We start from the raw sequence: 25,400 nt of genomic DNA, 5'->3' as shown, positions 1-25,400 counted from the left end.
ATCGTTCTCCCCTTCTATAGATGGATGAAATTGGTCTCTTTTTCTATTAAACCCCATTATCGCCGAGGGAAACACCGACCCTTGTGAACAGTTGGGGGTAAAATATTGTCCTCTCTTAACCTGCAACCAGAAGGGGTGTTCCGATGTCCAAATACTACAGTATACGCACCAAATTGATTGCCTTTATGCTCATTGCTACCACCCTTCCGCTGCTCGCATCGATCAGCATGACGTTTATCCAGACCAAAACGGCCCTACGGGAACAGGCCGTGGAAGAGAACAAACGCCTGATCTATCAAGCTTCCACCAATCTCAATAACTATGTGGATAACGTGGCCAGAGCGTCGCTCGCTGTGTATAACGACCCGAACTTTTTGCGTAACTTGGCAAAAATTCCTGGGGATTATCGTGCGGTTGCCGAGGTGTACACCACTTTGCAGACCATCCGCGCGGCTGTGCCGGATGTATTCCAGCTGTATTTGCACTCTTTTGCCGCCAATCAATCCACCTTAATTACAAATCCCTTTCCGAAGCGGGAGGAACGCAAACAGGCCTATTCCGGCTCGCTCCATGGAAAAACAGGCGGTGACAGCCCGGATATCTGGGTGGAATCGGCCCATATGAGTCACACGTACGGATTCAAGGCTGCCTCCCCTGATGATCCTGAAAGAACGGTCATTACCCTGCATCGGGTGATCAAGGATATTCCGTCCACAGAGCGTCTGGGTGTACTCGCCATAGATCTGAATATGAATACCATTGCAGCAATCTGTGGCAGACTGTATGATCCGGCTAAGGAACAGATCTATGTTGTGGATGGTCAGAATCAGATCATTTACCAGGGACGTTCCGAGGCCAATCATACGGATGCACTGCGAGAGGAAACGGCCATTGAACTGAATATCGCGCGAACTGGCGCTGGTACAGCCCAGAATGTCGCAGGACATTTTGAACAGGATCGTTCCATGTATGTATACCAGCAGCTTGGCAGCACGTACGCCGACTGGACCATTGTCAAACAGATTCCGAATGAGACGTTATACGCCAGAGCGACCACACTTACGTGGAATAACGCGATGATTGCCATTGCGGCACTTGTATTGGTCATTGTTGCAACCTTGTTCATCTCCATCCGAATCACCGGTCCACTCAAGCAACTCATGCGATATATGAACCAGATCCAAGCCGGGCGTCTGCACGTGGATATCCATCTATCCAGCCGAGATGAATTCGGGGTGCTCGCTCGTCATTTCCGAGATATGATGGATACGGTAAATAATCTTATTTTGCGGGAATATCGACTCGAAATCGCCAATAAAACAAATCAGCTCAAAGCGTTGCAAGCGCAGATTCATCCGCATTTTCTGTATAATACACTGCAATCGATCGGTACACTTGCCCTTCAACAACAAGGACAACGGGCGTATACACTACTCTCTTCCCTGTCCAAAATGCTGCGCTACAGCATGCGGGATCAGACCTCCGTGACCTTACGCGAAGAGGCGGAGCATGCCCGGTTATATCTGGAACTGCAACAGGAGCGGTTCGGTGACCGCCTTGAGGTGGATTTGAATTTTGCCGAAGATACGCTATCTGTCGAAATGCCAAGAATGACGTTACAACCTTTAATTGAGAACTACTTTAAACATGGAGCAGATATTCAGCCTGGCAAAGGTCACATATCCCTATCCAGCCGCCGGATCAACGATCATTGGATTGAAATAGAACTGAATAATAACGGACCTTCCATACCTGAAGATAAATTACTGGAGATCCGCGGATGGCTGCATCAAAGTCATACAGCAACCGGGTTATCCACACAAGAATCCGACGAGTCTGAATCCATCGGTCTACGAAATGTAATACGCCGACTTCAATTGAACTCACATCCCGGTCACTCAGCCAGGCTTGAGATCAACAATCGGGAACCCAATGGTGTGAAGATCAGGGTTAAACTATACGCGGGAGAGTGAACAACATGAAGGCACTGCTTGTAGATGACGAAAAACATGTCCGCGATGCCATAAGGTTGCTTGGTCATTGGGAAGAGTTTGGCATTGATACGTTAATCGAAGCGGCAGACGGGGATGAAGCCATCGCCGCCATCACGGCACATCAACCTCAAATCATACTCAGTGACATGCGTATGCCAGGCAAGGACGGTATGGCATTGCTTGAATGGATATCGACTCATGCCCCACACAGCAAGGTGCTGGTTATCAGCGGATATGATGATTTTGAACTCGTGAGGCATGCAATCAGGCATGGTGGCATGGACTACCTCCTGAAACCTGTGGAAGCAGATGAGCTGAATGCATCTCTATTAAAGGCCGTTACAGCTTGGGAAGAGGAAGACGCCATTCGGATACAATCCACCAGGCAATCCATTGTCGTTAATCGAATGCGCCCCCACTACCAGGATCGTCTGCTCACCGAACTTGCCGTCGGCAGAGGCAGCAGCCCATCACACATGCAGCGATTGCAGGATGAGTTAAATCTCCCCTGTCTAATCCCTGTCTGTAGTGTCGCTGTCACCAGCCTGTCCCATCTGGATGCAGATTGTCTGGCAAAATACCGCAGTCAACCAGATCTGCTTGTGTTCTCGGTGCTCAATATCTGTGCCGAGATGTTATCCACACCAGACGAAGGCGTAATGTTTCGTCAGTTGGATCAACCGGACGAGATTGTTCTGCTACATTGGGGTTCATCCACTTCATTGGAACATATTCTGGACAAGGTCAATCATGGATTGGAGCAGACGATTCAGCGCAGGCTTCATTTTGGCATCTCCACCTGTGAGTCCTACCCTGGCGGAATCTCAGCGGCCTATCTGGAAGCAAGTTCAAGGTTGTGGCGACGTAATGCTGTGCAGATTAAACAGCGAATCCATGCCTCAGTGGAATCATCAAATGGGAATAAAATCAGGCGTTTAACCGCCCATGAAGAACCCCTGCGTATGGCAGCCATGAGCTGCCGGGCTTCCAGTGTATCTGCTGCGGTCGCCGAGTGGCTTGACCCGATTACTGATCTTGGGGTTGTCAGTGCTGAGCAGATCCAGCAATGGATCGATGAGCTGGAATGGATGCTGAGCCGCTGGCTTGATGATACGGCAGGTTCGTCATTCAAAGAGGAAGAAGTGACGGAGGAACAGTCTATTCCCTTTGCCGAGTTACCTTTGGACGCTGAAGGACTGTTATCCTTCCCCCTGCTTCGTTCATTATTGGAACAACGACTGCTTGCCGCAGGAAAGGCGCTCACCGCTCATCACCACGCCAATCCTGATCCCATGAGTGAGATTGCACGTTATATGGACGCCCATTATCAGGAGGACCTGTCCTTGCAGCAGATTGCCGCGCGTTTCTACCTGAGCCGGGAGTATATTTCCCGTAAATTCAAACAGCAATTTGGCCTGAACTGGTCGGAATATTTGGGCAAACTGCGAATCAATAACGCCAAGCTGCTATTGCAAAACCCTTCCCTGCGTGTCGCCAAAATATCGGAGATGGTTGGATTCCAGGACGAAAAGTATTTCAGCAAAGTGTTCAAAAAGATGGAGGGCATCACGCCAGTCGAATATCGTAAAACATTATTGCAGGCTGGTACGTAACGAGTACCTGATCCGAATTAAAAAGAGTACTCCCGGATTGGCCCATCGGAAGTACTCTTTTTAATTTTACTTTTACAGAAAATAGCCTATATCATGACGACTTGTTGGCTCTTTCTTTTCTAAGATAGGATACGCTCCGAAAGATTGCAGCTACAGCTACACCAAAGTAGAGATAATAAACTTTATTTCCCGTTGTATGAGCTGCTATGGAAAAAAAGATAACGGTGAACGGTACAAGTATAATATCCAGGTAGAACATGATCTTCCGGTAAGTAAGGATACTCATCGCCCCTTTTATTTACCAAAAATGGTTTTATTAATTATATTAAATCATAACATAGATACGTCCTAGTCCGCTCACCGATCCCGCAAAATCACCGCAGGTACAAGTCGAATGTAGATTAGCTCACCTGCAAGCTCCACCATCGTCTGTGTAACGATGACTGCCGCAGCTATGGTTGCCCATTCTGGTGGGAGTGCCAGTGCTAGCGGCAGAACAACCAGCGAATTCCGTGTGGCTGAACTGAATATCAATGCCCGCCCAGCGCCTGGATTTAATCCAAACCAAGTAGCAATGAGCCGAGATATCCAAGGCATAATGATCAGAAAAGCAACGTAGATCGGGATTACGTTCACGATGATCGCCATATCATTGTAGACTTTGCCAATCTGAGATGCGACAACCACGATCAGCGCGAGTGCCATCATAGGAACCGGGAGCCATGCCGTCGCATTTATGACCCGCTCCCCGCTCGCTTTACCTCTGGAGAGAACTTGTGTAACAACAGCGAGCAGCAGTGGAATAACGATCAGGAACAGAAAAGCCTCTACAAACGGCCCTACCTGCATGAACTGCGCTACCTCAGTACCCATCAATAGCCATAAATAAAACGGCAACAGGATCATTTGTATGACAAATAAAAGAGGTGTAGCGGCGAGCATCAGTTTTTCATTGCCCCTGCCGAGTTGTGTGAACACAATGACGTAATCAATACAGGGTGTTAACAGTACCAGATAGACTCCAATCAGAACGCCTGGTGATTGCGGAAAGAGCAGTGTAAGCAACCAAACAACTACAGGTACAACGATAAAATTAGCCACCAGTAGCGCCCCCATAAATCGAAGATTCGACCAGGACTCTTTTAACTGTAAAAAGGGAATCTGTACGAACATGCTATATAACAGCATGGCAAGTATCGGAGACACGGTGTAGCCCAAAATATCCCCCCATGCCGGATTACTCAGCCCTATCGCTGCTCCTACGAACAGTGCAACTACATAGAACCAAGTCTGCTGTTTCTCCATCGTTTCTCTTGTGAGCATTCTCTGCCTCCTCTTCCAGTGGGACATCGTGGGCATGGACATATTTCTGTTTGGTTTCGCGTACATTGGGACAGAGTACTGTTCCAACGTAGCGGCAGAGCACAAGAATCTGCAAGATCAACTTGTGAATTTTTTGCGGCTGTTATTAGAATGTGCAAGAACTGGGTATATTCATTGTAGACTGACCCGTGGTTCATTCATTCGTTAAACCAAGGAGGAAACACAATGTCACGTAACAATCCGTACAAGTGGTTAAACGCCATTGGTTTTATCGCTGTAATTATCGTGAACTACCTCTCCAACGCTCTGCCGATCGGGGGCAAGACCAATAAAGAAGTATCGGATATGTATCCTGTGCTACTCACACCTTCCGGCTATGCCTTTTCTATATGGGGTTTGATTTACTTGCTGTTGGCAGGGTTTGTGATCTATCAGTTCGTGCCCGCTTCCTGGAAAAGGGACTCGATTACCCGTCTCGGGTATTGGTTCCTGGCAAGCTGCGCTTTCAACGTAGCCTGGATTTTTGCTTTTCAAAACTTGCAGACCGGTCTCGCTTTACTGATTATTGTACTGCTTCTGTTGTCTCTGATCATGCTGTATGTAAAAACACGTACCATTACTGTGCCAACCACTGCTGAGATCTGGCTTGTGAAGCTGCCATTCAGCATTTATCTTGGATGGATTAGCGTGGCAACCATTGTCAATGCAGCGGTGCTGTTATATAAAATAGGCTGGGATGGTTTTGGTATCAGCGAACCAACCTGGACGATCATTATGCTGATTGTGGGTATGGTGCTGGCTGTACTCGTTAGCTTCCGTTATCGCGATAGCATATACCCACTTGTATTCACATGGGCGTATATCGCCATTGCACTTAAACAAAAGGATGTCACTTCCGTATATTATACGGCAATCATCATTGCGATCGTACTGGCCATCTATGCGGTATGGCTGTTCTTCGCCCGTAATCAGGATCGCGATTAAGATTTCTCCTTCTCTATAGCGCTTAAATATAATGCAAAAATGCAAAAAGCCGATTCTGGTCATTTGACCTGGAATCGGCTTTTTATGTATACCGGCGCGAATGTAGGTTGTCCTATTTCAGGGCAATAACCTCAATCTCCACCAGTGCATCTTTTGGCAAACGAGCAACTTCCACTGCACTGCGTGCAGGATACGGCTGTTCGAAGAATGCGCTATACACTTCATTCACAGGAACGAAGTCGTTCATGTCTTTCAGGAACACCGTCGTTTTCACGATTTTATCCATACTTGTGCCTGCTGCTTCAAGGATAGCCTTTACATTGCTCAGGGACAGACGTGTCTGCTCCTGTACATCTGCGCCGAACTCTCCCGTTTGAGGATTCAGGCCAAGTTGCCCGGAAGTGTAGATGAAATCGCCTGCATCAACGGCTTGACTGTATGGACCAATGGCGCCTGGCGCCTGATCGGTAGAGATTGGTTTTTTCATGGACGAGTTCTCCTTCATGTTCGTTATCCTGCTGCCGCATGGAGTCAGGGTTTCGAACTTATTTTTGTTGCCTATTATACCACGATCTACCTCAAGCGAGAAACGCTCCTCACTAGCCACATGAAGTAAACAGCTCGTTCAAAGGTTTCTTAGCCCCCGTCCACACCAAGGACATGAATTACATCATTCGGATACACATGGTTTCCCTTGGCTTGCACCATCGCAATATTGGTCATGGCCTGTGCAATGGTTGCGGCGTGGACCGCCCGGTATTTGTCCGCTCTGCCTTTCATCCAGCGATCCAGAAACTTCATGGCATGGGCAGCCATCTGCTCACCAAACCGCTTCTCGTTTCGATCTCCCAGGATTAAGGACGGGCGGAAGATATGCAATGACTGAAAACCGATATCGGACAATGCATCCTCCATTTCCCCCTTGGTCCGACTGTAAAAGACCCGGGAATCTGCACTCGCTCCCATGGAGGAGATCACCATCATCTGTGATACACCCTGTTGCTTCGCCATAGTAGCTGCACGAACCGGGTAATGATAATCCACCTGACGAAAATTGTCCTGACTGCCTGCTTTTTTGATCGTTGTACCCAAACAACAATACAGGTCATCGATTCCATCGAATAAGTGGTCTTGGCTCTCCAGCTGTTCCCAGTCCACCACATGCTGTTCCAGTTTGGGATGTTGCAGCTCAAGCGGACGTCTAACCAGAACCCGAACCAGGCTGTATGCCGAGTGCTCCAGCAGATTATGAACCAGTAATTCGCCTACAAGCCCCGTGGCTCCAATCACCATGGCTTTCCGTTCGAGACGATTCAATTACATCCCTCCACTTCGCCATCTTTTTTGAAGTCATATCAGATACATATGATCAATCTAAACATTTACAAGGTTGTTCTGTCATCGAAGTGCCAGTGTAAATATTCATTAGTTGAAATTATATCGTTTCTATTTTAACAGTACACGACGTCCAAGGGTAAATGTCAGAATCAGCATCACGACACCAACCCCCACCTGAAATCCATAGGCTGAGATCCAAGCGAGCGCATCGGACCAGGTTTCCATCTTTTCATACAACCAGCCACCCAACAACGGCCCAAGAAACGAAGTTACTCCGGTCAGAGCCGAATACACCGCGACAAACATTGGTCTTTCACTTTTGGGTGTGTCTCCGATTGTAAAGTTAAATGCCAGCTGATTGAATCCACCTACACCGATCCCAAGGAAGATATGAGATAGAAATAGTGCGATCAATACGGGCATAAACGACATTAACCCCCATGAAAGACAGGAAAGTGCAATGACAGGCAGTGTCCAAAATAGAAGGGTTTTGTTGCTGAATCTGGCATTCAGATTGCCCCAGACATAGAAACCGGCCATCATAACCAGCGTCTGGACTACCGTGATCAGGGATACAGTCTGATAATTGATGTTCAATAAATCTAGCATAACATAGGAATAGAGCGGAACAATCAAGGTCTGGATCAATAACCAGACAGCCAGGAACAGCGTTGCTTTCAGGAAAGAACGATCCTGGAACGGCTTGATGAACATGCGCCAGAAAACCTTTTCGGTAGAACGTTCAAAGGGAACGTCCGGATAGAAAAAATAGATGACTGTATTGGCAATGGCACAGATCCACACCGGAATAAACAGGATCAGAAAGCCCATTTCTCCGGGGTAACGGTCCAAAACAATACCGCCTGCGAATAAGCATACGCTTCCAAGAGCATTCAGAATCGTATTTCGAATTCCAAAATAACGCCCTCTCACCTTGGCAGGTACGATGTCGCCAATCAGTGAAGTCCAGATCATACCGCCGATGGTATTTGATATAAAAGCAACCGTATACACGCCAATATATACACTTACCCACCACTCTTTGGGGAATATAAACGGAATCAGTCCCGTTGCACTCCACAAGATACGATGTGTGCCCACGAACAGCAGCAGCATGCGTTTACGGCTGCGAATACGCTGCATCCAATAAGCTGCTCCGATCTGGGCAATGTTTACAAACGTCGTAATCGCGAGCACAAAGCCGATATGTCTCGACCCGGCCCCAAGGTACAGCAGAAATCCGGTTAAAAACGGGCCTCCCAGCAAGGTCTGTAAAATAATTGCCGGTACACCCTCCCATGTTGCAATCGATAAATTCGTGCGTTGTGTCGAACCCTTGCGCCGTGGTTTGCTTGCTAACGGGGGAGGGTTAACGTTGACCGTCTTCTGTATGGGGATACACTCCTTAGACCGGGTCTCAAAAGCCGGTCGATGCTAGTTGTCATCCCAAATTCTACTCACGGCGCGAAGGTTGTCAACTCATTTTTTCACGGTCCAACGGAAGATAGAGATGGAAGGTGCTTCCTTTACCTTCAGTGCTCTCAAGTTCAATCGATCCCCCCAGTAATCTCGCTAAATCCCGACTGATCGACAGGCCTAGTCCGGTACCGCCAAATTTTCGACTAATCGACCCGTCAGCCTGCTGAAATGCTTCAAATATGGAATGATGCTTGTCCTCAGCAATGCCAATGCCTGTGTCCTGAACAGAGAAAATAAGCCATCGATTCTGAATACCTGCATTCTTAATCTGCTTGGTGCTTACGGTCAGCGTGACCTTCCCCCGGTGAGTGAACTTGATGGCATTGGACATCAGATTCCGCAAAATCTGTTGAACCCGCTGGGGATCAGACCAAAGCGTCTCGGGCAGTCCCTGTTTTTTGTCCAGAACCAACTGAATACCTTTTTTCTCGGCAACGAGCTGAAAGTGGCTCATGGCATCTTCTGTAAGTTGTGCGACACTGATATCCTCCAGTACAATATCCAGCCGCCCAGCTTCTACTTTGGAAAGATCCAGAATATCGTTAATGAGCGTGAGCAGTTCCTGCCCGGAGTGGTCGATCATATTGGCAAAACGTACAATATCCTCCTGATCCATCGTGTCGGCATTCTCGCTGATCATCTGGGCAAAGTTAATGACACTGTTCAGTGGTGTACGCAGTTCATGGGACATATTGGCGAGAAATTCGGATTTGTACTGTGAGGCAATCATCAGTTGTTTCGCTCGATCCTCCAGTACAATCTGGGCTTTCTGTAACTCTTCCTTTTGCACAGATAAAAGCCGGTTTGTACTCTGGATCAGCAAAATTCGATTCTGTTCATTCTGAAAATCACGTAAAATAAATGCAAAAATAAGGCTCAGCAAAATGCCTGTAGGGAGTGTATAAGGCATAATATGTGAAAAGAAGTATGTAGCCGGGATTACACCAACGATAGCAATGTTTACACTATTGACCACATTGACGATAACTGTAACAAGGATTCCTTTAATAATCAGCCTGTAGTTGCTGCGTCTCATCCATATATTCAGACCTGCACATATCACGCCCAAAATAGACATGTTAAGCACTGCCGCCAATGTAGCATCCGTGATGCCAAAAGTCAGCCTCGACAGCCCAATTCCAATACCCACGATGATTACGCTATAGGGTTGTCTATACGTTAGAACGGCAACAATTAAAGGAACATATCGAAGGTCAAAGACCACTTCATCGGTGAGTTGAAACCCAAAAACCGTACTGATCCAACCTGCAAAAATAAGGACAAGCACGGAACTGATCTGCTTCACTCGGGAAGAGGTACGTATTACGACATATTTATAGAACACACTAGCAAGATATGCAATGGTAATAAGCATCCCCATATTCAATACGAACATTTTTGAAAATTGCATTCACTCACTCCTGTTGTACCGACTTTACTGGCCAAAGTGACTTCGTCCGTATGTGTCTCTATCATATCATGCCCATTGAAACTTCCGCATTCCTTCTTCGTCAAAAAAATACACAAAAATACACAAATCAGGATTCAATTTGTGCGCTGGTCGTAGTAGAATATATTGTTGTTTAAATTTAAACTACTATATAGATTGAACTAAAGAATAATTACACTGGCCACTCCGATGACAGAACAACTTCTGATCGCTGTTATCCCCAGATTTTTTCGATTCCCTTTTGTGAAAGGGAAAATCCGTGGATAAAGGCGAAGCGTATGCTTCCGATGCAGCTTTCTTTCAGAAAGCTTTTAGCTCCGCTTCTTCAGGTTATTTCTGTCCTCTCCGTTCTCGTGTAAATGAAAGTATAGTGCAACTTATATAGTTATTTGCTGGGGTCATGTTCGTCGGAACATGAATGAAAGGAGAAAGATGTTGTGCAATTGTTAAAAAGCAAATCCTATTGGCTGTCATTGAGTTTAATGCTGTCTTTGGCCGTCATGGGGCTGTTCTATGATATTCTTAATAGTCCGGAACGCGGGTTCGTAGTTCTTGATTCACCGCTCGACCGGATCATTCCCTACGTGCCTGGCATGTCCATTCCATATTTGGGCTGGTACCCGTTTGTATTCGGTGTGCTCGCTTACCTATGTGCCAAGGATCGCCTGACGTATTACCGTGTCTTGTTATCCATGAATATCTGTGTCTGGATCTGTTATCTGATCTACTTCAACTTTCAGACCATGGTACCGCGCCCGGAACTGACGGGTACAGGCCTGGGAGCATCTGTTCTCGGATGGCTCTATAGCCAGGATCGTCCTTATAATTGTTTTCCAAGTATTCATTCTCTTCACTCTTATCTGGTTATGCGCGCTGTTCTCTCGGTTCCAAGCATCCGCAAACCCATCAAGATTTTGGTGGCCGCCGGGGCAGCAACCATTATCGTATCCACGCTAATGATCAAACAACATGTGATCTATGACGCCTTGGGTGCAGTCATACTCGGCGAATGTGTTCTCACCATCATAACAGGCCTCGCTCTACACCGGAGACGCAGAAAAGAATCGAAGTGGACAGAGGGGATCAACTGATCCCTCACTTCGACGGTTTCTGAAGATGCTGTTGTCGTCTCCATTCATCAATAAACAAACCTGCAAAATAGGGGTCCCATTGGGTCCCTTTTCCTTCTTCCAAAATCGTTAGCGCTTTCTCGTGACTCATCCCATTCCGATATGGTCGATCAGACGTCATGGCATCAAAGGCATCCGCTACCGCAATGATGCGGCCAAAAAGGGGAATATCTTCACCAGCCATCCCATCCGGGTATCCTTTGCCATCATATCTCTCATGGTGAGATCGTACACCTGGCAGAAAGTCGGCCATGGCATCAATAGGCTCTATCTGCAACAAAATACTCTCTCCCTGCACGGGATGTGTGCGAATAATCGCGAATTCCTCATCGCTTAGTTTTCCATCCTTCAGCAGTACCTCATCAGGTATGCCGATTTTCCCGATATCATGAAGCAGGGCTGATTTGTACAATAAATCCGCCTGTTCCTCATTCATTCCGCTCAGCTTGCCAATCATCAGCGAATACTCTGCCACACGCATGGAATGTCCTGCCGTGTACTTATCTCGGGCGTCTAAAGCAGCAGCCAGTGTAGAAAAATAACTTTGCAACAGCTGTCGATTGCGTTCCTGTCTCATCTCCAGCCGATTAATCATCATATTAAAACCGGAGATCAGTGCCGAAAACTCATCCGCATATAGATCCGGAGCTCGTCTGCCAAGATCTCCCCCTTGAATTCGGTTCATCTCATGCGTCAGTTCAGCAACTGGATCACGAACATCACGAATCAACAGCCAGCTTCCCACCAGCGCAAACCCCGCGCCCAGAACAACGATGAGAATTCCCCACAGTATGTACTCTTTCGCAAATTCACTGTCCATATACTGAAGTCTGATATATGTAGCCAGGAAAAATAGAAAAAGAGGAAATAAGCCAATCAGTGCCGTACTTAGCTGAAATTTACGCTGGATCGATACCAGGATGCGCCCTCCCAGTGAAGGTTCCATCCCGTATTGGACTTTGCCTCGATGACGAATCTCAAGTAACAGGGGTCTAATCGCCCGCACCGTTAGGTAATATTCAATCAGCGCATGCATGATGGCAATCAGAAAGGCACACGCAGCGGCCACGACAATATACAAGTAAGGGAATTCAAGCCACCCTGTGGATATCATCCATATTGTTAATCCGGCTGCCGGAAGTGAAAAACCAAGCATGTGCGGACCCATGATCCGATATATGGTCTGTCCCGGGAAACGATGAATTTTCTCATACATGTGGTTCAGTTCGTCTCTCTCATGATGCTCGGAAGTGAAAAATTGTCTTATGGGGCCAAGCTGCACCCACAGCGTAATTAATTCAGCAACCAGCATGAACAAGAGTGAAATCAGTACAATGAAGATGAGCCGAACAAATTGAATATTGGGTATTTGCAGAGTAGATACCATAACTACTGTACCGACAACAAAAACAGCTGCCAGTGAACCGATCAGATAATTGCGTATCAGGCGAAAGATAAATGAACGGTATGCTTCCAACTGAACCCCTCACTCTCTATGTGCAACCAGTTCTCCCTTGAGACACAGGGAGATTAAGGGTATTGCCTTCTATTTGTTTATCGGTTGCTCCGACTAAAAAAATTAATAAAATCCAATGGGTGGGCACCAGAACTGGAAAACACAAAAAGGCTGCTCCACGACGGAGCAGCCTTTGGTGATATATCCTATATTTATCCTTTAATCTTGGCAGCCAGAATCATTGTACCGCGCGGCTCATCTCCCATTGCATCCGGTTCAAGCGTGATGGCAACCGTATCATAGTCGTTGGCCGAATCCAATGTGTAATATACCGCTCCCGTTCCGTCACGACTAAGGAAAGTACCCGCATTCTGAGGGGTATCTCCTTTGATCAACCAGACCTGAAAAGCCTCGTTTCCTTCCAGGTTCGGCAGGTTCTCAGCCTGCACAACCAGGTGAGTGCCTTTGCTGTCAATAACGATGGTTGCGAGACCCTGAGCTACAATGTCCTGCGTTGCAGGATTCAGCTTCACTGCCTCGCCAGTCTGCATGCCCTGTGCAGGTTCCAGAGCTGATGCCAGCTGCTCTTGCAGCTGTGCATTCTGTGCCTGTGCCTGCACCAGTTGCTCTTGCGTAGCCGACGAGCCCGCCGCTTGCTGCGTCAGCGAGTCGATCTTGCTCTGCAGCTGCGCCGTGTACACGCCCAGCAACAGTGCCGCAGCCGCAAGGCCGGCACTGGCTATGCGCCAGGCGCTGCTGCTGCGCGCACGCGCGCGCGCTTGTGGCTGCCATGGCTGTGCCTGGGCAGCCTCTTCCACCCGGGCCGTAGGCACCGCCGTTACCGGCGGCAAGCCTGGCCCGGGCTGCGCCGCACGTTCGTGCTGCGGCGCAAGATCCTCCTGAAGCACCACGGGTGCTTCAGGCTCCGCAGGAGCAGCCGCTGGCTTCGCCTCGGCGCTCTCCTGCGCATGTCCGAGCACGTTGCCCAGCACACGTGCTCGCATGCCTTGCGGCGGTGCTACAGGTTCCGCCGCAAGTGGCAGGAAGCCAGTCACTTCCTGCAATTCCCTTACCTCCTGGCGGCAAGGTTCGCAAGTTGCCATATGCGCTTCAAACGCCGCCACTTCCTCTGCTTCCAGTCCGCCCAGCACATACATCGGTGCCAGATCAGACCACTCCTCATGTCGTTCTATCATGGATGTATGCCCTCCCTTCCCGCGTCCGGATGCAATTCAGCATCGGCCAGCAACTTTTGGAGCTGTCGCATGGCAAGCCTGACACGGCTCTTTACTGTACCCAGCGGAATCCCGAATCGGCTGGATACTTCCTGCTGGGTTAATCCCGCATAATATATCGATTCTATAACTTGTTGCTGATCACCGTTCAATTGGGACAACGCCTCTTTAATCCGGGTACCTTCCCATTTACGCTGCACTTCTTCTTCCGTGTTTGTATCTTCATCGGCATAGGCCGCCAGTGTCTCGTGTTCAACTGAAGTAGCCGCTGCCCCTTTTGATCTCCGCCTCAGCATGTCCACTGCAATGTTACGCGTAATCGCAAACATCCATGTGGTCAGCTTCCCCTGTGAGGCATCGTAACGTTCAGCATTATTCCAGACCCGCATAAAAAGTTCCTGAACGGTCTCTTCTGCCGTCATGGAATCACCAACGATCCGATAGGCAAAAGAATACACCGCTCGCTCATAACGGTCATATAAAAGCTCCAGTGCGGAGGCATCACGTTCCGCGATCTGCCGCATTAACCTGCTGTCCTCCATCGATTCAGTCATGCGAGGGCCCCTTTCTGTTTCTTCCCTCTTATTATAACCTACGCAGAATCTTTTGAAGAGGATTACCCCTATGAAGAAATAGTTTGAAAAATTTTCTGTATCTTTTCAAAACAATCTTTCACTTTCTAACATAAAAACAGTCCGAAAACATAGTTGCTCTGGTCGTGCTTTCCTTTTTATTGCAGAAAATTACAACCTGTGGTATACTATAAAAGTTGTATTAAACAACCTCATATGATTTCTGTCTTCTTTAAACCCCGGAATATTTTCTTCATGCTGCGACCGCAGCGAATTTTAAGCACAACTAACCTATGAAGATTGAAGAACCTGAATCACAATAACCCGGTAGTACAGAGTTTCACAAGATGTTCCCATTCACACTGGCGCGGTCATCGGAGCCGCAAGGACAAAAGAGAGGTAGGGCTTTTGTTGTTTTGGATATCACTTATTCTTGAGAAGATTGAAAACATACACAAAGCACCCGGAATTGGGTTCCGGGTGTTTATCCATGTCTACATATTCAATTTAGCAACATCTACAGACAATCGCCCCCCACCATTGAGAAAAGTCTTCCTTTCACTTATCAGACTAACCAGATATATTCGGCTCTGCTTTTAAAACTTTTCCGTTCTCCCACTGACTGCACTCCTCGATACTTCCTTACTTCCTTACTTCCTTACTTCCTTACTTCCTTACTTCCTTACTTCCTTACTTCCTTACTTCCTTACTTCCTTACTTCCTTACTTCCTTACTTCCTTACTTCCTTACTTCCTTACTTCCTTACTTCTCCAATTGTGCAAATAACCCCTGCTTATAAAGCAAATGTTTACGCTCACCAGACGCTAACGAATCATGCACACCTTATATTGTGGATTTCTGTGCTATGTAAAATCTAACGAATCTCAGACACGTTAATCCATGTCACTTCATGGATATAGGCTCCAAACATGCCCAGATTGAGGAAATAAGACGTCTGCGATTCGTTAAACTTGTGAAATGGCAAAAATGCATGGAATAGAGGCTGTGGAGTTCGTTAAAGAAAGTACTCCCAACGCTCCTTCACTTAATTTTAATAAAAAAGGGACACCGCAGGATGAAATCCTACGCTGTCCCGCTCTGAATCATAGGTACGTTATGCCCCAACATGGAACTCAAACTCGGAGTTTATTTAGAGCACCTATCGCAACGATCCACGATCAGCAAAGTCTCCTTGCACTCACAAATTCTTAGATAAACATCGTTTTGGAGATAATGACCAGCAAGATGAACAGTACGAGGATCGTACCCATCGAACCCCAGCTTCCACCGCCATGACCATAGGATACTCCACAACCCTGTTGATAACCGTGCATCATTGGAGCCTGATTGGCATGGTGTCCGTATCCATAGCCATATCCCATTGGCATTGTTCCACAACCATATCCATACCCATGCATTTCATGACCTGTGTATTGGTATCCTTGCATATGCTCATAACCTCCCATATGTCCGTATACGTGTCCCTGTCCGTTCGGTGAATTCGGTTTTACTTCGCTCATTGTTCATTCCTCCTTAACATTTGCCTACACCCCTAAGCTATGTAATCAGCCTACCTCTGGACCGGGCTATCGCCCTCATTTTGACAAAATGGGCGTTTAGCCATTAGGTACCTTCCCCATTTTCCAAGCATACGCCGTCATTCCATTACTTGAATTCCACCAATTCTACCGTTCAACCACACGCTATCTTATCTTCCTGGCTCTCCCCCATGCTTGTCCTCCAGAAAAAAAACCCCACCGGTTGCCCGGCAGAGCTCGTCATATTATACCCAGAATGATTTTGTGATGATTACGAGAAGAATGAACAGAACCAGGATTGCTCCAGTCGATGTCCAGCCGCCGTATCCTACGCCTTCAACTACGTTGCTCATGCAGAACCCTCCTTTACAAATATATTAGGGTCCAAGCGGTTTATTAGATCAAGAATGCTTTAGAGATGATGACCAACAAGATAAAGAGAACCAAGATCGCGCCAGTCGATGTCCATGCGCCGCCGTATCCACCTACTACTCCACTCATGTAAACCCCTCCTTTGATTTGAGGTACAGTTCACTATATGCACCAATCACACATGGGACCGGGCTCAGGTCGAAAATGGGCTGTTTTTTCCACCGACGATTCGTTAATTGCACCTACATAAAGGGTCAGTTCTTAAGTCTGAAAGTTATATTCAAATACATTTAAGTCATACTTAAATCTCACGGTTATATCCATCAAATGTATGTACTATCGTTCAAAATGGATACCAATACGGTATATTATTAGCTTCTAACTTGTTAAATACAGATAAATTACCTTTTTAGTAATTATGAATACTGAAATCTTTATTTATGTTATTATTTTACTAATAAAGTAGAAAGGAGTTTCTATGCTCACCACTTAAACTAGATTATCCAAAACGAAATGAAGACCTTAGAAAAAATCCCAACCGATGGGAAGCACATTAGGAGAAATTAGACATAATGAAGAAACTTATTACGATTTTGGCATTAGCCACATTGCTTAGTGCTTGTGGTAATTCAGAAACAAACACAACAACCAATAGCCAAACGACCGAAGCATCCAAGGCAACTGAAACTGTCTCAACAGAAGCAAAAGCTACGAAATACACTACATATAGTGGAGAAGGATTTTCTTTTGCATATCCTGAATCCTGGAAAAGCGTAGATACAAGTCAAATGAATGTTCCATCCATTAAAGCTGCTTTTTCAGACCAATCTTCATCAGCCACATTTGCAGATAATATGAATCTGACGATTGAGGCCAGCTCAACCGGTTCAATCAATCCTGAAGAATACGCCAATAATATAGTGGATTATTACACACAAAACGGTTCAAGCATCGGCATTTCCGATTATAAAAAAACTAGCTACACAAACAAGCCTTATAAAGAATATAGCGCTGGTGTCTTGGAAGGAGCCTATAAACACACCTCGGGTACAGATGTTGTCCTTGTCCAATATCTGATTCCGACCAATACAGAACTCTATACCATGACGTTAACCTACGCCAAGGATACTTATAATCAGGATGAGATCAAAGATATCTTGGATTCCCTAAGCATTACTGTTCCTCTGGAGCAAACAGCAACAACTGCAACGACTGGAAATACATCTGCCACAACATCAGTTGCGGATTTCTTTAATGAGTTAACTCCCTACATTACAGAAGACACAGCCTTTATGGAGCAGGCATCTTATGATTTCTTTGGTAAACATAACGATGTATTCCCGGCCATTACGGCAGAACTAAGCAAAAAGGTACAGGGGCTCGTTGACTCCAATGTAACGACCCGTCATCTGAATAAAAATGTAGCCAACTATTACAATACTTTCGTACAAGTTAACGGGGAAGTCATTTCCGTTGAAGAAGATAGCTCTCTCGGAGCAACTTTCTCTATCGTTCATGTCATGGATGAGAACGGAAACGATATTATAGCGTTATATCCTGCAACGACCGGAGATTTGCTTGATGGTGATTATGCCACTGTTATCGGTGCTCCAATTACCAACTTCTCTTTTGAAAATGTTGGCGGTGGTTACACCAACGCCACGTTAATTGGAGCCTCATTGGTAGTTGCAGATTAATTAAAATGTTAAATGAGTATACAAAAAGGCCAGCTCTTTAAAAGACTGGTCTTTTTGACATTCGCTTTAGGGATATAAAGTATTTACATTAGGAACTAATTGGGTCTTGCCTGCTGTGACGACAGTTTATCCTGAACCGATTGTAACTTCTGTATACTTGAGGCATCCGGTTTATCACGACGGTCGTCAATTTTGACGGATGTGGAAACACGCTGAGCTCCTGACAAAAACGGTGCTTCATGCAGAGCCGCAATTGCTGTAAAGATCTCGTTGAGGGGTCCCTCAATAATGGTGCTCATGGAAGTTAGCTGATATGTAATGCCCCGTTGATGTTCCAATACCTTTTGCATGTCCGCCACATAACTGCTTAGACTGGTTGTACCCGTTCCGATTGGAATTACAGTCACTTCTGCTATTGCCATTTTGCTCCGCCTCCTCTGGGCCCCGTGAACAACCGCTGCCGCTGATTTTAGTCGATTTTTGACTACTTTTATTCTACCAGTTGAATGCGTTACAATTCAAACTGACGTGAAGACGTCATTCAAATTGTTCAAAAATTTTTTTTGATAAATCTTCAAATCTTCCAGTCCTTTTCCTTTGCGGATTCCTGGCTTAAATGGTATACTCGGAATTACGTTTTACTGGTTCTGCCCACTTTACAAACACAATATGTTGGGTTACAGTATGTTGACAGCTACAAAATGTAGTAACACTAGATTTCTCCGCTTCTAATAGTCACCTTCTGCAATCTCGCGAAAAACAGGATGAAATCACCTCCAAAGGCACGTCCCTGTAGGTGTAAATCGCTTTCTCGAAACAGAGTTGACACGGAGGTTAACGGGGCTGTTTGGACTGCATCCGGTATCCTCAAACTACAGGCACATCTGCATATAGACAAAAGCTTACATAAGCACTCTTTTCTGTCGATATCCTGAACCTCTAAGACAGTAAGGAAGCCAGAGCATCCATGGGCATTTTCAGCCGCGAGGCGGGAGAATGCTTTTTATATGAGCATGTTCTGCATTGTGCTGCTTTGTGCACCTCAAGTTGAGCGATTTAAGACATGAACTTGTCACCGCCGTTTCAGTCCGCAAAACGTAACCTATTTCTTTTTCTCACCGTAAGAAGACACTCAATTCTTTATATAAAGAATTTCTCCAATTTATCTCTTAAACATGCGAAAGCGAGGAATATTCATGCCACAAGTTGTGACCAAGCCGAACAACCGCCAGCTTGCCTTTGATGATATGCGCATCTCGGTATATGCCGACCGTATTCTGGAAGGACTGGACATGCTCGACAAGGAACGTCTGGTACGCGGGGTAAACAGCAAGCTCCGCCGTGATGAAGTTACCGGAGACGAAATCAGTAACGCTTTTATGATGAGCGCACTGGAACTGGTAACCAAAGAGGAGCCTAACTGGAAATTTGCAGCGGCACGCTCCCTGCTCACTTCCCTGTACAAAAAAGCGGCTACCAACCGCAGATACAAATCTTACCCGGACGAGCCTTATGGCGCATTCCATCCTCTTCTTGTAGATCTCGTGAAAAAAGGCATCTACCGTGAAGAATTGCTGGAATGTTACACCAAAGAACAGATCGACGAACTTGCTGAATGCATTGACTACCGCAACGATCTGCTCTTCGATTACATCGGCTTGCTCACACTGGCAGAACGTTACCTCGCTCACGATTTTGACGGAAAAGTGATGGAGTTGCCTCAAGAGCGTTACATGGTTATCGCGATGTACCTGATGCATCAGGAGCCTGCTGAGAAACGTATGGATCTCGTTAAGGAAGCTTACTGGGCGATGAGCAACATGTATATGACAGCAGCTACACCTACGATGTCCAATGCGGGTAAAAAAGTAGCTGGACAGCTCTCAAGCTGCTTCATTGATACCGTAGACGACTCACTTGAAGGTATCTTCGATTCCAATACAGATGTAGCACGTCTGAGCAAAATGGGCGGCGGCATCGGCGTTTATCTCGGTAAAGTAAGAGCACGTGGATCAGATATCCGTGGACACAAAAACACAAGTTCCGGTGTAATACCTTGGATTCGCCAACTGAACAATACAGCGGTCAGCGTAGACCAGCTTGGTACACGTAAAGGTGCCATTGCCGTATATCTGGACGTCTTCCACAAAGACATTCTGGCGTTCCTCGATCTGAAGCTGAACAACGGTGACGAGCGGATGCGTGCACATGACGTATTCCACGGAATCTGTCTGCCTGACTTGTTCATGGAGCGCGTATCTAGCCGCGGCGAATGGAGCTTGTTCTGCCCACACGAAACGAAGAAAGTGATGGGTTGGAAAGACGAGAACGGTCGTCCACTCGGACTGGAAGATTTCTACGATGAGTCATTTGGTGCAGGTGCGTTCCGTGAGAAATACGAAGAAGCAGTTAACCACCCGCTGTTGTCCCGTATCACCGTTCAGGCGATTGATATTATGAAACGTGTGATGAAGTCCCAGCTCGAAACAGGTACACCGTACATGTTCTACCGGGATACCGTTAACCGTGCGAACCCGAACCGTGCACATGGTATGGTCTACTCTTCCAACCTTTGTACCGAGATCATGCAGAACCAATCTGCCACTGTGGTAGAAAAAGAAGAACTCGTAACCAAAGATGGACAAACTCGCATCGTGATTTCCAAAGTGCCTGGCGACTTTGTTGTCTGCAACCTGAACTCCATTCACTTGGCACGTGCCGTGCCTCACAATGTATTGGAGCGTCTGGTACCGATTCAGGTACGTATGCTGGACAACGTTATCGACATTAACAACATCGAAGTGCTGCAAGCCCAATACACCAACAGCCAATATCGCGCAGTCGGTCTGGGAACATTCGGACTTCACCATCTGCTTGCCCTCGAAGGCATTCGCTGGGAATCTGATGAAGCGGTAACGTATAACGATAATCTGTACGAAAAAATTAACTACCTGCTTGTGAAAGCCAGCATGGAGCTGTCCAAAGAAAAAGGACATTATCCGAAATTCAAAGGTTCCGATTGGGAAAGTGGTCACTACTTCGACCAACGCGAGTACACGTCAGGTGAGCGCGTAGGCGAGTTCGTAACAACCGAACAGTGGAAAGAACTGCAAACCCAAGTACAGCAAAACGGTGTTCGTAATGCTTGGATGTTCGCCATTGCACCAAACGGTTCCACGTCCATCATTGCCGGCTCTACGGCCAGCATTGACCCGCTCTATGAGCTGTTGTCTTATGAAGAGAAAACAACATACAAGATTGCCAATCCGGCACCTGATCTGTCCGAAAAAACGATCTGGTATTACAAAACGGCATTCATGGTCGATCAACATGCTTCCATCAATATGGCTGCTGCGCGTCAGCGCCACGTCGATCAGGGACAGAGCTTCAACCTGTATGTTCGTCCGGATATCAAAGCAACGGAATTCCTGGAACTGCACTTGCACGCTTGGAGAGCCGGCATGAAATCGACGTATTACGTTCGTAGCCGGGCATTAACCATTGAAGAATGCGATTCTTGCGCAAGCTAAGTTTTATCCATGATAGAGAAGATTGACTAGATTCACGATGACCACCAGGGCATCCTGTTTTGATTGCAAAATGGCGTTGCCCTGGTTCTTTTTTGCCTAAAACACGATCACAGCATCGCAAGATGTTGATATAGATGCCACATTATACAACCCTAATATATAAAAGAATTAATGATTACACGATAACGAAGAGGACAAAACAAAGCTGAAGAAGCGGAGCTAAAAGCTTTCTGTAAAAAAGCTACTTCGGAAGCATACACTTCGCCTTAATCACCGAATTTTTCCCTTTAAAAGAGGGAATCAAAAAAATCAGGGGATAACAGCGATCGTAAGGTTGTTCTGTCATCGTAGTTATACAGTGTAAATTCATTCAAGGAGTGAACGGACTATGCAAGTACAGAAAATTTTCAACACCGAAGCCCCTAACCAATCAACCCGTATTATTGAAGGTGAATGCTCGGGTATCCTGAACTGGAACGACATTCGCATGCCTCATATGTACAAATTGTATAAAGTACTGCTGCTCAACCACTGGATCGCAGACGAGATTCCAATGTCCAAAGATGCTTCCCAATTTGCTCAGCTGGACGAGGAAGAGCAACGCACATTCAAAATCAACATCTCCCTGCTCGCGGTACTTGATTCCATGCAGACGATGTTTGTGGGTGACGTAAAACGTTACTTTACCGATTCTTCACTCGAAGCGATCTCGGCCATTATCGGACAACAGGAAGTCGTTCATAACCAATCGTACTCCTACGTTCTGTCTTCGATCGTATCGGATCGGGAGCAAAAGGAAATTTTTGAATACTGGAAACATGATCCGGTCCTGCTTGACCGTAACCGTTTCATCGCAGACATCTACCAAACCTTCCGGGACGAGCCGTCTCCACAGACGTTCTTCCAGGCTATGGTAGCCGATCTGGTACTCGAAGGAATCTTCTTCTATAGTACGTTTGCCTTCTTCTACAACCTGGCCCGTGACCAGAAAATGATGGCAACCAGCCAGATGATCTCGTATATCCAGCGGGATGAAAACCAACACTGTTACTTCTTCGCTGAAGTGTACAAACAGTTGCTGGTGGACTTCCCTGAACTGAACACACCTGAGAACATGGACTACGTATACACAACCATCCATCGTGCTGTTGAGCTTGAAACCAACTGGGCACATTACACACTCAGCAACGTGCGCGGTATTGACCTGAACGAGTTGGAAGATTACATCAAGTACATCGCCAACAAACGTCTGCGTCTGATGGGTATGGAAAAAGCATATGAAGGTGTGGATGTAAACTGTATGCCTTGGATTAAACCATTCTCCGATGAAGCATTGAATGCAACCAAAACCGACTTCTTCGAAGCTAAATCCCGTAACTACGGTAAAGTTGGCGACGATAACGGATTTGACGATTTGTAAAATCTTCTGATTGAGTATCTACTACTTAAGTATCTACGGTATAAATAAACACAAATTAAAGCACTCCCTTTGATAGAATGCCTTCATGGCTATCTGCATGCGGGAGTGTTTTTTTGTCCCTTAACCTTGTAAGATAGTTTTGAAAGAGATTCATACCCCTCCTACGGAAGTGAGGTCTATTCATGGAAAGAGAACTGCTGGAACAAATCAACTTATGGCATGAGCAGGACCAATTCAGACTCATTATTGAACGTATTGAACGTATCCCCATCTCAGAGCGGGATTATGATCTGATTGGTCAACTCGCCAGAGCCTATAACAATGACGCACGTTACCGCGAAGCCATTCAACATTTGTTGTCTGTCCAGGAGCGTGGAGTAAACGACCCGCTCTGGCAATACCGTTTGGGTTATGCATACTGTCATATAGCGAGTTATGAACAGGCATTACTGGCTTTTGAGAGAGCTGATGAACTTCTGCCCCATGATGAATCTACCCTTGAATTCCTTCGCGAGATTCGTCCCGAAGCGGACAAGATGCGTCAAGATCGCCAGCGTCATGAAGAGGAGCTTGCCGCATTCGAGCAGAGCGGTATACAGAACCATCTAAGAGCAGCTTCAGGGACTTATGATCCCGCAACGTTCTGGGTACAGAGTGATTATGCGCAGGACAACCATGTATCAGAACCTTTTGATGAAGAAGAGATTTTGACTATTGAGAAAGAATTGGGTTACAAGCTGCCCGCTTCCTATATCCAACTGATGAATACGCAAAACGGCGGTATCCCTGCGCTCACTGTATTTCCCACCAAAGAAGCAACATCCTGGGCTGAGGATCACATTGCCATTTCAAGCATTATGGGAATCGGACACGATAAAATATACGCACTCGCTGGTGAGCTGGGAAGTCGGTTCATGATCGAAGATTGGGGATACCCCGATCTGGGGATTGTGATCTGTGATTGTCCATCCGCTGGTCATGATGTTGTTATGCTGGATTATCGCTTCTGTGGCCCTGAAGGTGAACCCTGTGTAGTTCATGTGGATCAGGAAAATGATTATGAGATTACATATCTTGCGCCGAATTTTGAAGCTTTCATCCGTGGATTGGTCGATGAGGATACGTATGACCTGTCTGACGAAGTTAATGAGGACTAACACCCAGGAGGGTCCGGCCATATGACAACCCGTATATATTTTGGTTCCAATCAACTTGGCGAAGTGGCCGCAGTTTCATTGCAGGATGCGCTGAATGAGCTTGACCTGGGAACCCTTGAAGATTATCGACGAACGGATAAAGGGGTTATGGGTCAGACACTGCTCATTCGCTCTTCCCGTGGAGAGTATATTCTGAAAGGCAATCCTTTATATGCAGGACAGTTACAGGAAGAAAAGTTCTTTGTAGAACAACTGGCTAAACATACGTCCATTCCTGTTCCTGATCCATATTTATTACATGAGGATACCCATCTGTTAGGCTGGAGTTATGCCATAATGCCGCGCCTGCCTGGAAATCACCTGTATGATCCAGCATTTCAGGCTTCATTGTCACAGCAAGATCAGGAAGAGATCGCCTGTATGTTTGCTCATACTTTGGCTGAGCTGCACCGCTGGAAGGTGCCTGATGCCGGGGAATATGATCCTGTAGCGCAGCAGATTGTTTCCTTTGCAGGCGATTATCTGGACTGGTTGTACGGAACCATTCGTCACTGGTTACATGATGCTGAACAGTACTCGGTGATTACGGATGAAGATGTTCAGTGGGTGGACGAGCAATTCAAGAATGCTGAACCAGCATTTCGTTCCAAAGCTGTTCCGGTTTTTGTCATGGGAGACTTCAAGGTCGAGAATATTCTGATTCAAAATCTGGACGGCCGTTCTTCAGGGTGGCAGATTAGTGGTTTGTTCGATTTTACAACGGCCTATTTCGGAGACGGAACAGCCGACCTCACCAAAATATCCACCAGGTATGTTCGTGAGGGTCAACCAGAACTGGCCGCGCAGTTCCTTCGCTGCTACCGTGATCTGGTCTGTGCAGCAGACGAGGAGAAATGCCAACACTTCCGCACACGTCTCCGCATGCATCTGCTCTATCAACGTATCTTGTGGTGGGGGGAAGCCAACGCCACAGGACAAGTGACTTGGGCAGCCGACCTGCCTTTTGCACAGTGGGCGCAGCAGTCCATTAATTCGATTGTCACATTGCTAGATTAGTAGAATGTATCATTCCATATATGTCGCCCAACATCCTGGCGCACGCATAAAACCGC

At 46.5% G+C, this 25,400-nt stretch carries 21 protein-coding genes; 9 read left to right on the top strand and 12 right to left on the bottom strand.

Translation table 11 applies throughout. From position 1 onward, the window contains the following. Positions 1–143 precede the first annotated feature (143 nt). Together QNO02_RS02820 and QNO02_RS02815 are read left to right on the top strand one after the other, a co-directional pair. Positions 144–1,973, top strand: coding sequence for a cache domain-containing sensor histidine kinase (locus QNO02_RS02820; RefSeq protein WP_289391036.1), 1,830 nt, complete (start codon positions 144–146; stop codon positions 1,971–1,973). Between the two features lie 5 nt (positions 1,974–1,978). Beyond that, positions 1,979–3,607, top strand: coding sequence for a response regulator (locus tag QNO02_RS02815; RefSeq protein WP_289391035.1), 1,629 nt, complete (start codon positions 1,979–1,981; stop codon positions 3,605–3,607). Positions 3,608–3,964: 357 nt separating this feature from the next. Here QNO02_RS02815 and QNO02_RS02810 read toward each other — a convergent pair whose 3' ends face one another. After that, entirely contained in the window at positions 3,965–4,930 is a 966-nt protein-coding gene (locus tag QNO02_RS02810; protein WP_289391034.1) for an arsenic resistance protein, read from the bottom strand. Between the two features lie 225 nt (positions 4,931–5,155). Here QNO02_RS02810 and QNO02_RS02805 point away from each other — a divergent pair, with 225 nt between their 5' ends. After that, a complete protein-coding gene (locus QNO02_RS02805; protein WP_289391033.1) occupies positions 5,156–5,914 on the top strand; it encodes a TspO-related membrane protein in 759 nt (252 codons plus the stop codon). A 112-nt stretch (positions 5,915–6,026) separates the two neighbouring features. Here the strand turns inward: QNO02_RS02805 and QNO02_RS02800 are convergent, their stop codons facing one another. The 4 genes from QNO02_RS02800 to QNO02_RS02785 form a co-directional block, all read right to left on the bottom strand. Beyond that, a complete protein-coding gene (locus QNO02_RS02800; protein WP_289391032.1) occupies positions 6,027–6,401 on the bottom strand; it encodes a RidA family protein in 375 nt (124 codons plus the stop codon). Positions 6,402–6,550: 149 nt separating this feature from the next. After that, positions 6,551–7,207 (bottom strand): oxidoreductase, encoded by a 657-nt coding sequence (locus QNO02_RS02795; protein WP_502921871.1) that lies wholly within the window; start codon positions 7,205–7,207, stop codon positions 6,551–6,553. Positions 7,208–7,360: 153 nt separating this feature from the next. Further along, entirely contained in the window at positions 7,361–8,518 is a 1,158-nt protein-coding gene (locus QNO02_RS02790) for an MFS transporter (RefSeq protein WP_197997917.1), read from the bottom strand. A gap of 208 nt (positions 8,519–8,726) precedes the next feature. Further along, positions 8,727–10,142 carry a sensor histidine kinase gene (locus tag QNO02_RS02785; protein WP_289391030.1) on the bottom strand — a complete coding sequence of 472 codons (1,416 nt, stop codon included), beginning with the start codon at positions 10,140–10,142 and terminating at the stop codon, positions 8,727–8,729. Between the two features lie 476 nt (positions 10,143–10,618). Here QNO02_RS02785 and QNO02_RS02780 point away from each other — a divergent pair, with 476 nt between their 5' ends. Then, on the top strand, positions 10,619–11,272 hold the full coding sequence (locus QNO02_RS02780) for a phosphatase PAP2 family protein (RefSeq protein WP_083657323.1): 654 nt from the start codon (positions 10,619–10,621) through the stop codon (positions 11,270–11,272). Positions 11,273–11,276: 4 nt separating this feature from the next. On the opposite strand, the gene QNO02_RS02775 is transcribed toward QNO02_RS02780, so the two are convergent. The 6 genes from QNO02_RS02775 to QNO02_RS02750 form a co-directional block, all read right to left on the bottom strand. After that, positions 11,277–12,788: an HD domain-containing phosphohydrolase gene (locus QNO02_RS02775; protein WP_289391029.1), complete on the bottom strand. Its 1,512-nt coding sequence runs from the start codon at positions 12,786–12,788 to the stop codon at positions 11,277–11,279. Between the two features lie 191 nt (positions 12,789–12,979). Further along, positions 12,980–13,963, bottom strand: coding sequence for an anti-sigma factor (locus QNO02_RS02770; protein WP_289391028.1), 984 nt, complete (start codon positions 13,961–13,963; stop codon positions 12,980–12,982). Then, on the bottom strand, positions 13,960–14,556 hold the full coding sequence (locus QNO02_RS02765) for an RNA polymerase sigma factor (protein WP_289391027.1): 597 nt from the start codon (positions 14,554–14,556) through the stop codon (positions 13,960–13,962). The genes QNO02_RS02770 and QNO02_RS02765 overlap by 4 nt, the downstream gene beginning before the upstream one ends. Positions 14,557–15,782: 1,226 nt before the next feature. Next, positions 15,783–16,094, bottom strand: a complete 312-nt coding sequence (locus QNO02_RS02760) for a hypothetical protein (RefSeq protein ID WP_017690878.1) — start codon at positions 16,092–16,094, stop codon at positions 15,783–15,785. A 263-nt stretch (positions 16,095–16,357) separates the two neighbouring features. Continuing rightward, positions 16,358–16,465: a hypothetical protein gene (locus QNO02_RS02755; RefSeq protein ID WP_017690879.1), complete on the bottom strand. Its 108-nt coding sequence runs from the start codon at positions 16,463–16,465 to the stop codon at positions 16,358–16,360. A 43-nt stretch (positions 16,466–16,508) separates the two neighbouring features. Continuing rightward, complete coding sequence (locus tag QNO02_RS02750; RefSeq protein WP_017690880.1) at positions 16,509–16,613, bottom strand: hypothetical protein; 105 nt, start codon at positions 16,611–16,613, stop codon at positions 16,509–16,511. A 443-nt stretch (positions 16,614–17,056) separates the two neighbouring features. Between QNO02_RS02750 and QNO02_RS02745 the strand changes: the two genes are divergently transcribed. Then, positions 17,057–18,181 (top strand): PsbP-related protein, encoded by a 1,125-nt coding sequence (locus tag QNO02_RS02745; protein WP_249913027.1) that lies wholly within the window; start codon positions 17,057–17,059, stop codon positions 18,179–18,181. A 95-nt stretch (positions 18,182–18,276) separates the two neighbouring features. Here the strand turns inward: QNO02_RS02745 and QNO02_RS02740 are convergent, their stop codons facing one another. Continuing rightward, positions 18,277–18,603: an MTH1187 family thiamine-binding protein gene (locus QNO02_RS02740; RefSeq protein WP_133386885.1), complete on the bottom strand. Its 327-nt coding sequence runs from the start codon at positions 18,601–18,603 to the stop codon at positions 18,277–18,279. Positions 18,604–19,377: 774 nt separating this feature from the next. Between QNO02_RS02740 and QNO02_RS02735 the strand changes: the two genes are divergently transcribed. The 4 genes from QNO02_RS02735 (at position 19,378) to QNO02_RS02720 (ending at position 25,344) form a co-directional block, all read left to right on the top strand. Next, on the top strand, positions 19,378–21,711 hold the full coding sequence (locus QNO02_RS02735) for a ribonucleoside-diphosphate reductase subunit alpha (protein WP_289391024.1): 2,334 nt from the start codon (positions 19,378–19,380) through the stop codon (positions 21,709–21,711). A 388-nt stretch (positions 21,712–22,099) separates the two neighbouring features. Continuing rightward, entirely contained in the window at positions 22,100–23,131 is a 1,032-nt protein-coding gene (locus tag QNO02_RS02730) for a ribonucleotide-diphosphate reductase subunit beta (RefSeq protein WP_036607380.1), read from the top strand. Positions 23,132–23,313: 182 nt separating this feature from the next. Continuing rightward, the gene (locus tag QNO02_RS02725) at positions 23,314–24,288 is read left to right on the top strand and encodes an SMI1/KNR4 family protein (RefSeq protein ID WP_289391023.1); all 975 of its coding nucleotides are present in this window, start codon (positions 23,314–23,316) and stop codon (positions 24,286–24,288) included. Positions 24,289–24,309: 21 nt separating this feature from the next. Further along, on the top strand, positions 24,310–25,344 hold the full coding sequence (locus QNO02_RS02720; protein ID WP_289391022.1) for a phosphotransferase family protein: 1,035 nt from the start codon (positions 24,310–24,312) through the stop codon (positions 25,342–25,344). Positions 25,345–25,400 lie beyond the last annotated feature (56 nt).

It is taken from the genome of Paenibacillus sp. PK1-4R (assembly GCF_030369595.1).
Taxonomy (GTDB): Bacteria; Bacillota; Bacilli; order Paenibacillales; family Paenibacillaceae; genus Paenibacillus.
Note: the sequence above shows the minus strand (reverse complement) of the source record. Positions and strands in the feature narration are given on the sequence as shown.

Excerpts from the sequence above, each read along its gene's own strand:
- QNO02_RS02820 (WP_289391036.1), top strand. The coding sequence starts at position 144 with ATGTCCAAATACTACAGTATACGCACCAAATTGATTGCCTTTATGCTC.
- QNO02_RS02815 (WP_289391035.1), top strand. The coding sequence starts at position 1,979 with ATGAAGGCACTGCTTGTAGATGACGAAAAACATGTCCGCGATGCCATA.
- QNO02_RS02810 (WP_289391034.1), bottom strand. The coding sequence starts at position 4,930 with ATGCTCACAAGAGAAACGATGGAGAAACAGCAGACTTGGTTCTATGTA.
- QNO02_RS02805 (WP_289391033.1), top strand. The coding sequence starts at position 5,156 with ATGTCACGTAACAATCCGTACAAGTGGTTAAACGCCATTGGTTTTATC.
- QNO02_RS02800 (WP_289391032.1), bottom strand. The coding sequence starts at position 6,401 with ATGAAAAAACCAATCTCTACCGATCAGGCGCCAGGCGCCATTGGTCCA.
- QNO02_RS02795 (WP_502921871.1), bottom strand. The coding sequence starts at position 7,207 with ATGGTGATTGGAGCCACGGGGCTTGTAGGCGAATTACTGGTTCATAAT.
- QNO02_RS02785 (WP_289391030.1), bottom strand. The coding sequence starts at position 10,142 with ATGCAATTTTCAAAAATGTTCGTATTGAATATGGGGATGCTTATTACC.
- QNO02_RS02770 (WP_289391028.1), bottom strand. The coding sequence starts at position 13,963 with ATGATAGAACGACATGAGGAGTGGTCTGATCTGGCACCGATGTATGTG.
- QNO02_RS02765 (WP_289391027.1), bottom strand. The coding sequence starts at position 14,556 with ATGACTGAATCGATGGAGGACAGCAGGTTAATGCGGCAGATCGCGGAA.
- QNO02_RS02760 (WP_017690878.1), bottom strand. The coding sequence starts at position 16,094 with ATGAGCGAAGTAAAACCGAATTCACCGAACGGACAGGGACACGTATAC.
- QNO02_RS02755 (WP_017690879.1), bottom strand. The coding sequence starts at position 16,465 with ATGAGCAACGTAGTTGAAGGCGTAGGATACGGCGGCTGGACATCGACT.
- QNO02_RS02750 (WP_017690880.1), bottom strand. The coding sequence starts at position 16,613 with ATGAGTGGAGTAGTAGGTGGATACGGCGGCGCATGGACATCGACTGGC.
- QNO02_RS02745 (WP_249913027.1), top strand. The coding sequence starts at position 17,057 with ATGAAGAAACTTATTACGATTTTGGCATTAGCCACATTGCTTAGTGCT.
- QNO02_RS02740 (WP_133386885.1), bottom strand. The coding sequence starts at position 18,603 with ATGGCAATAGCAGAAGTGACTGTAATTCCAATCGGAACGGGTACAACC.
- QNO02_RS02735 (WP_289391024.1), top strand. The coding sequence starts at position 19,378 with ATGCCACAAGTTGTGACCAAGCCGAACAACCGCCAGCTTGCCTTTGAT.
- QNO02_RS02730 (WP_036607380.1), top strand. The coding sequence starts at position 22,100 with ATGCAAGTACAGAAAATTTTCAACACCGAAGCCCCTAACCAATCAACC.
- QNO02_RS02725 (WP_289391023.1), top strand. The coding sequence starts at position 23,314 with ATGGAAAGAGAACTGCTGGAACAAATCAACTTATGGCATGAGCAGGAC.
- QNO02_RS02720 (WP_289391022.1), top strand. The coding sequence starts at position 24,310 with ATGACAACCCGTATATATTTTGGTTCCAATCAACTTGGCGAAGTGGCC.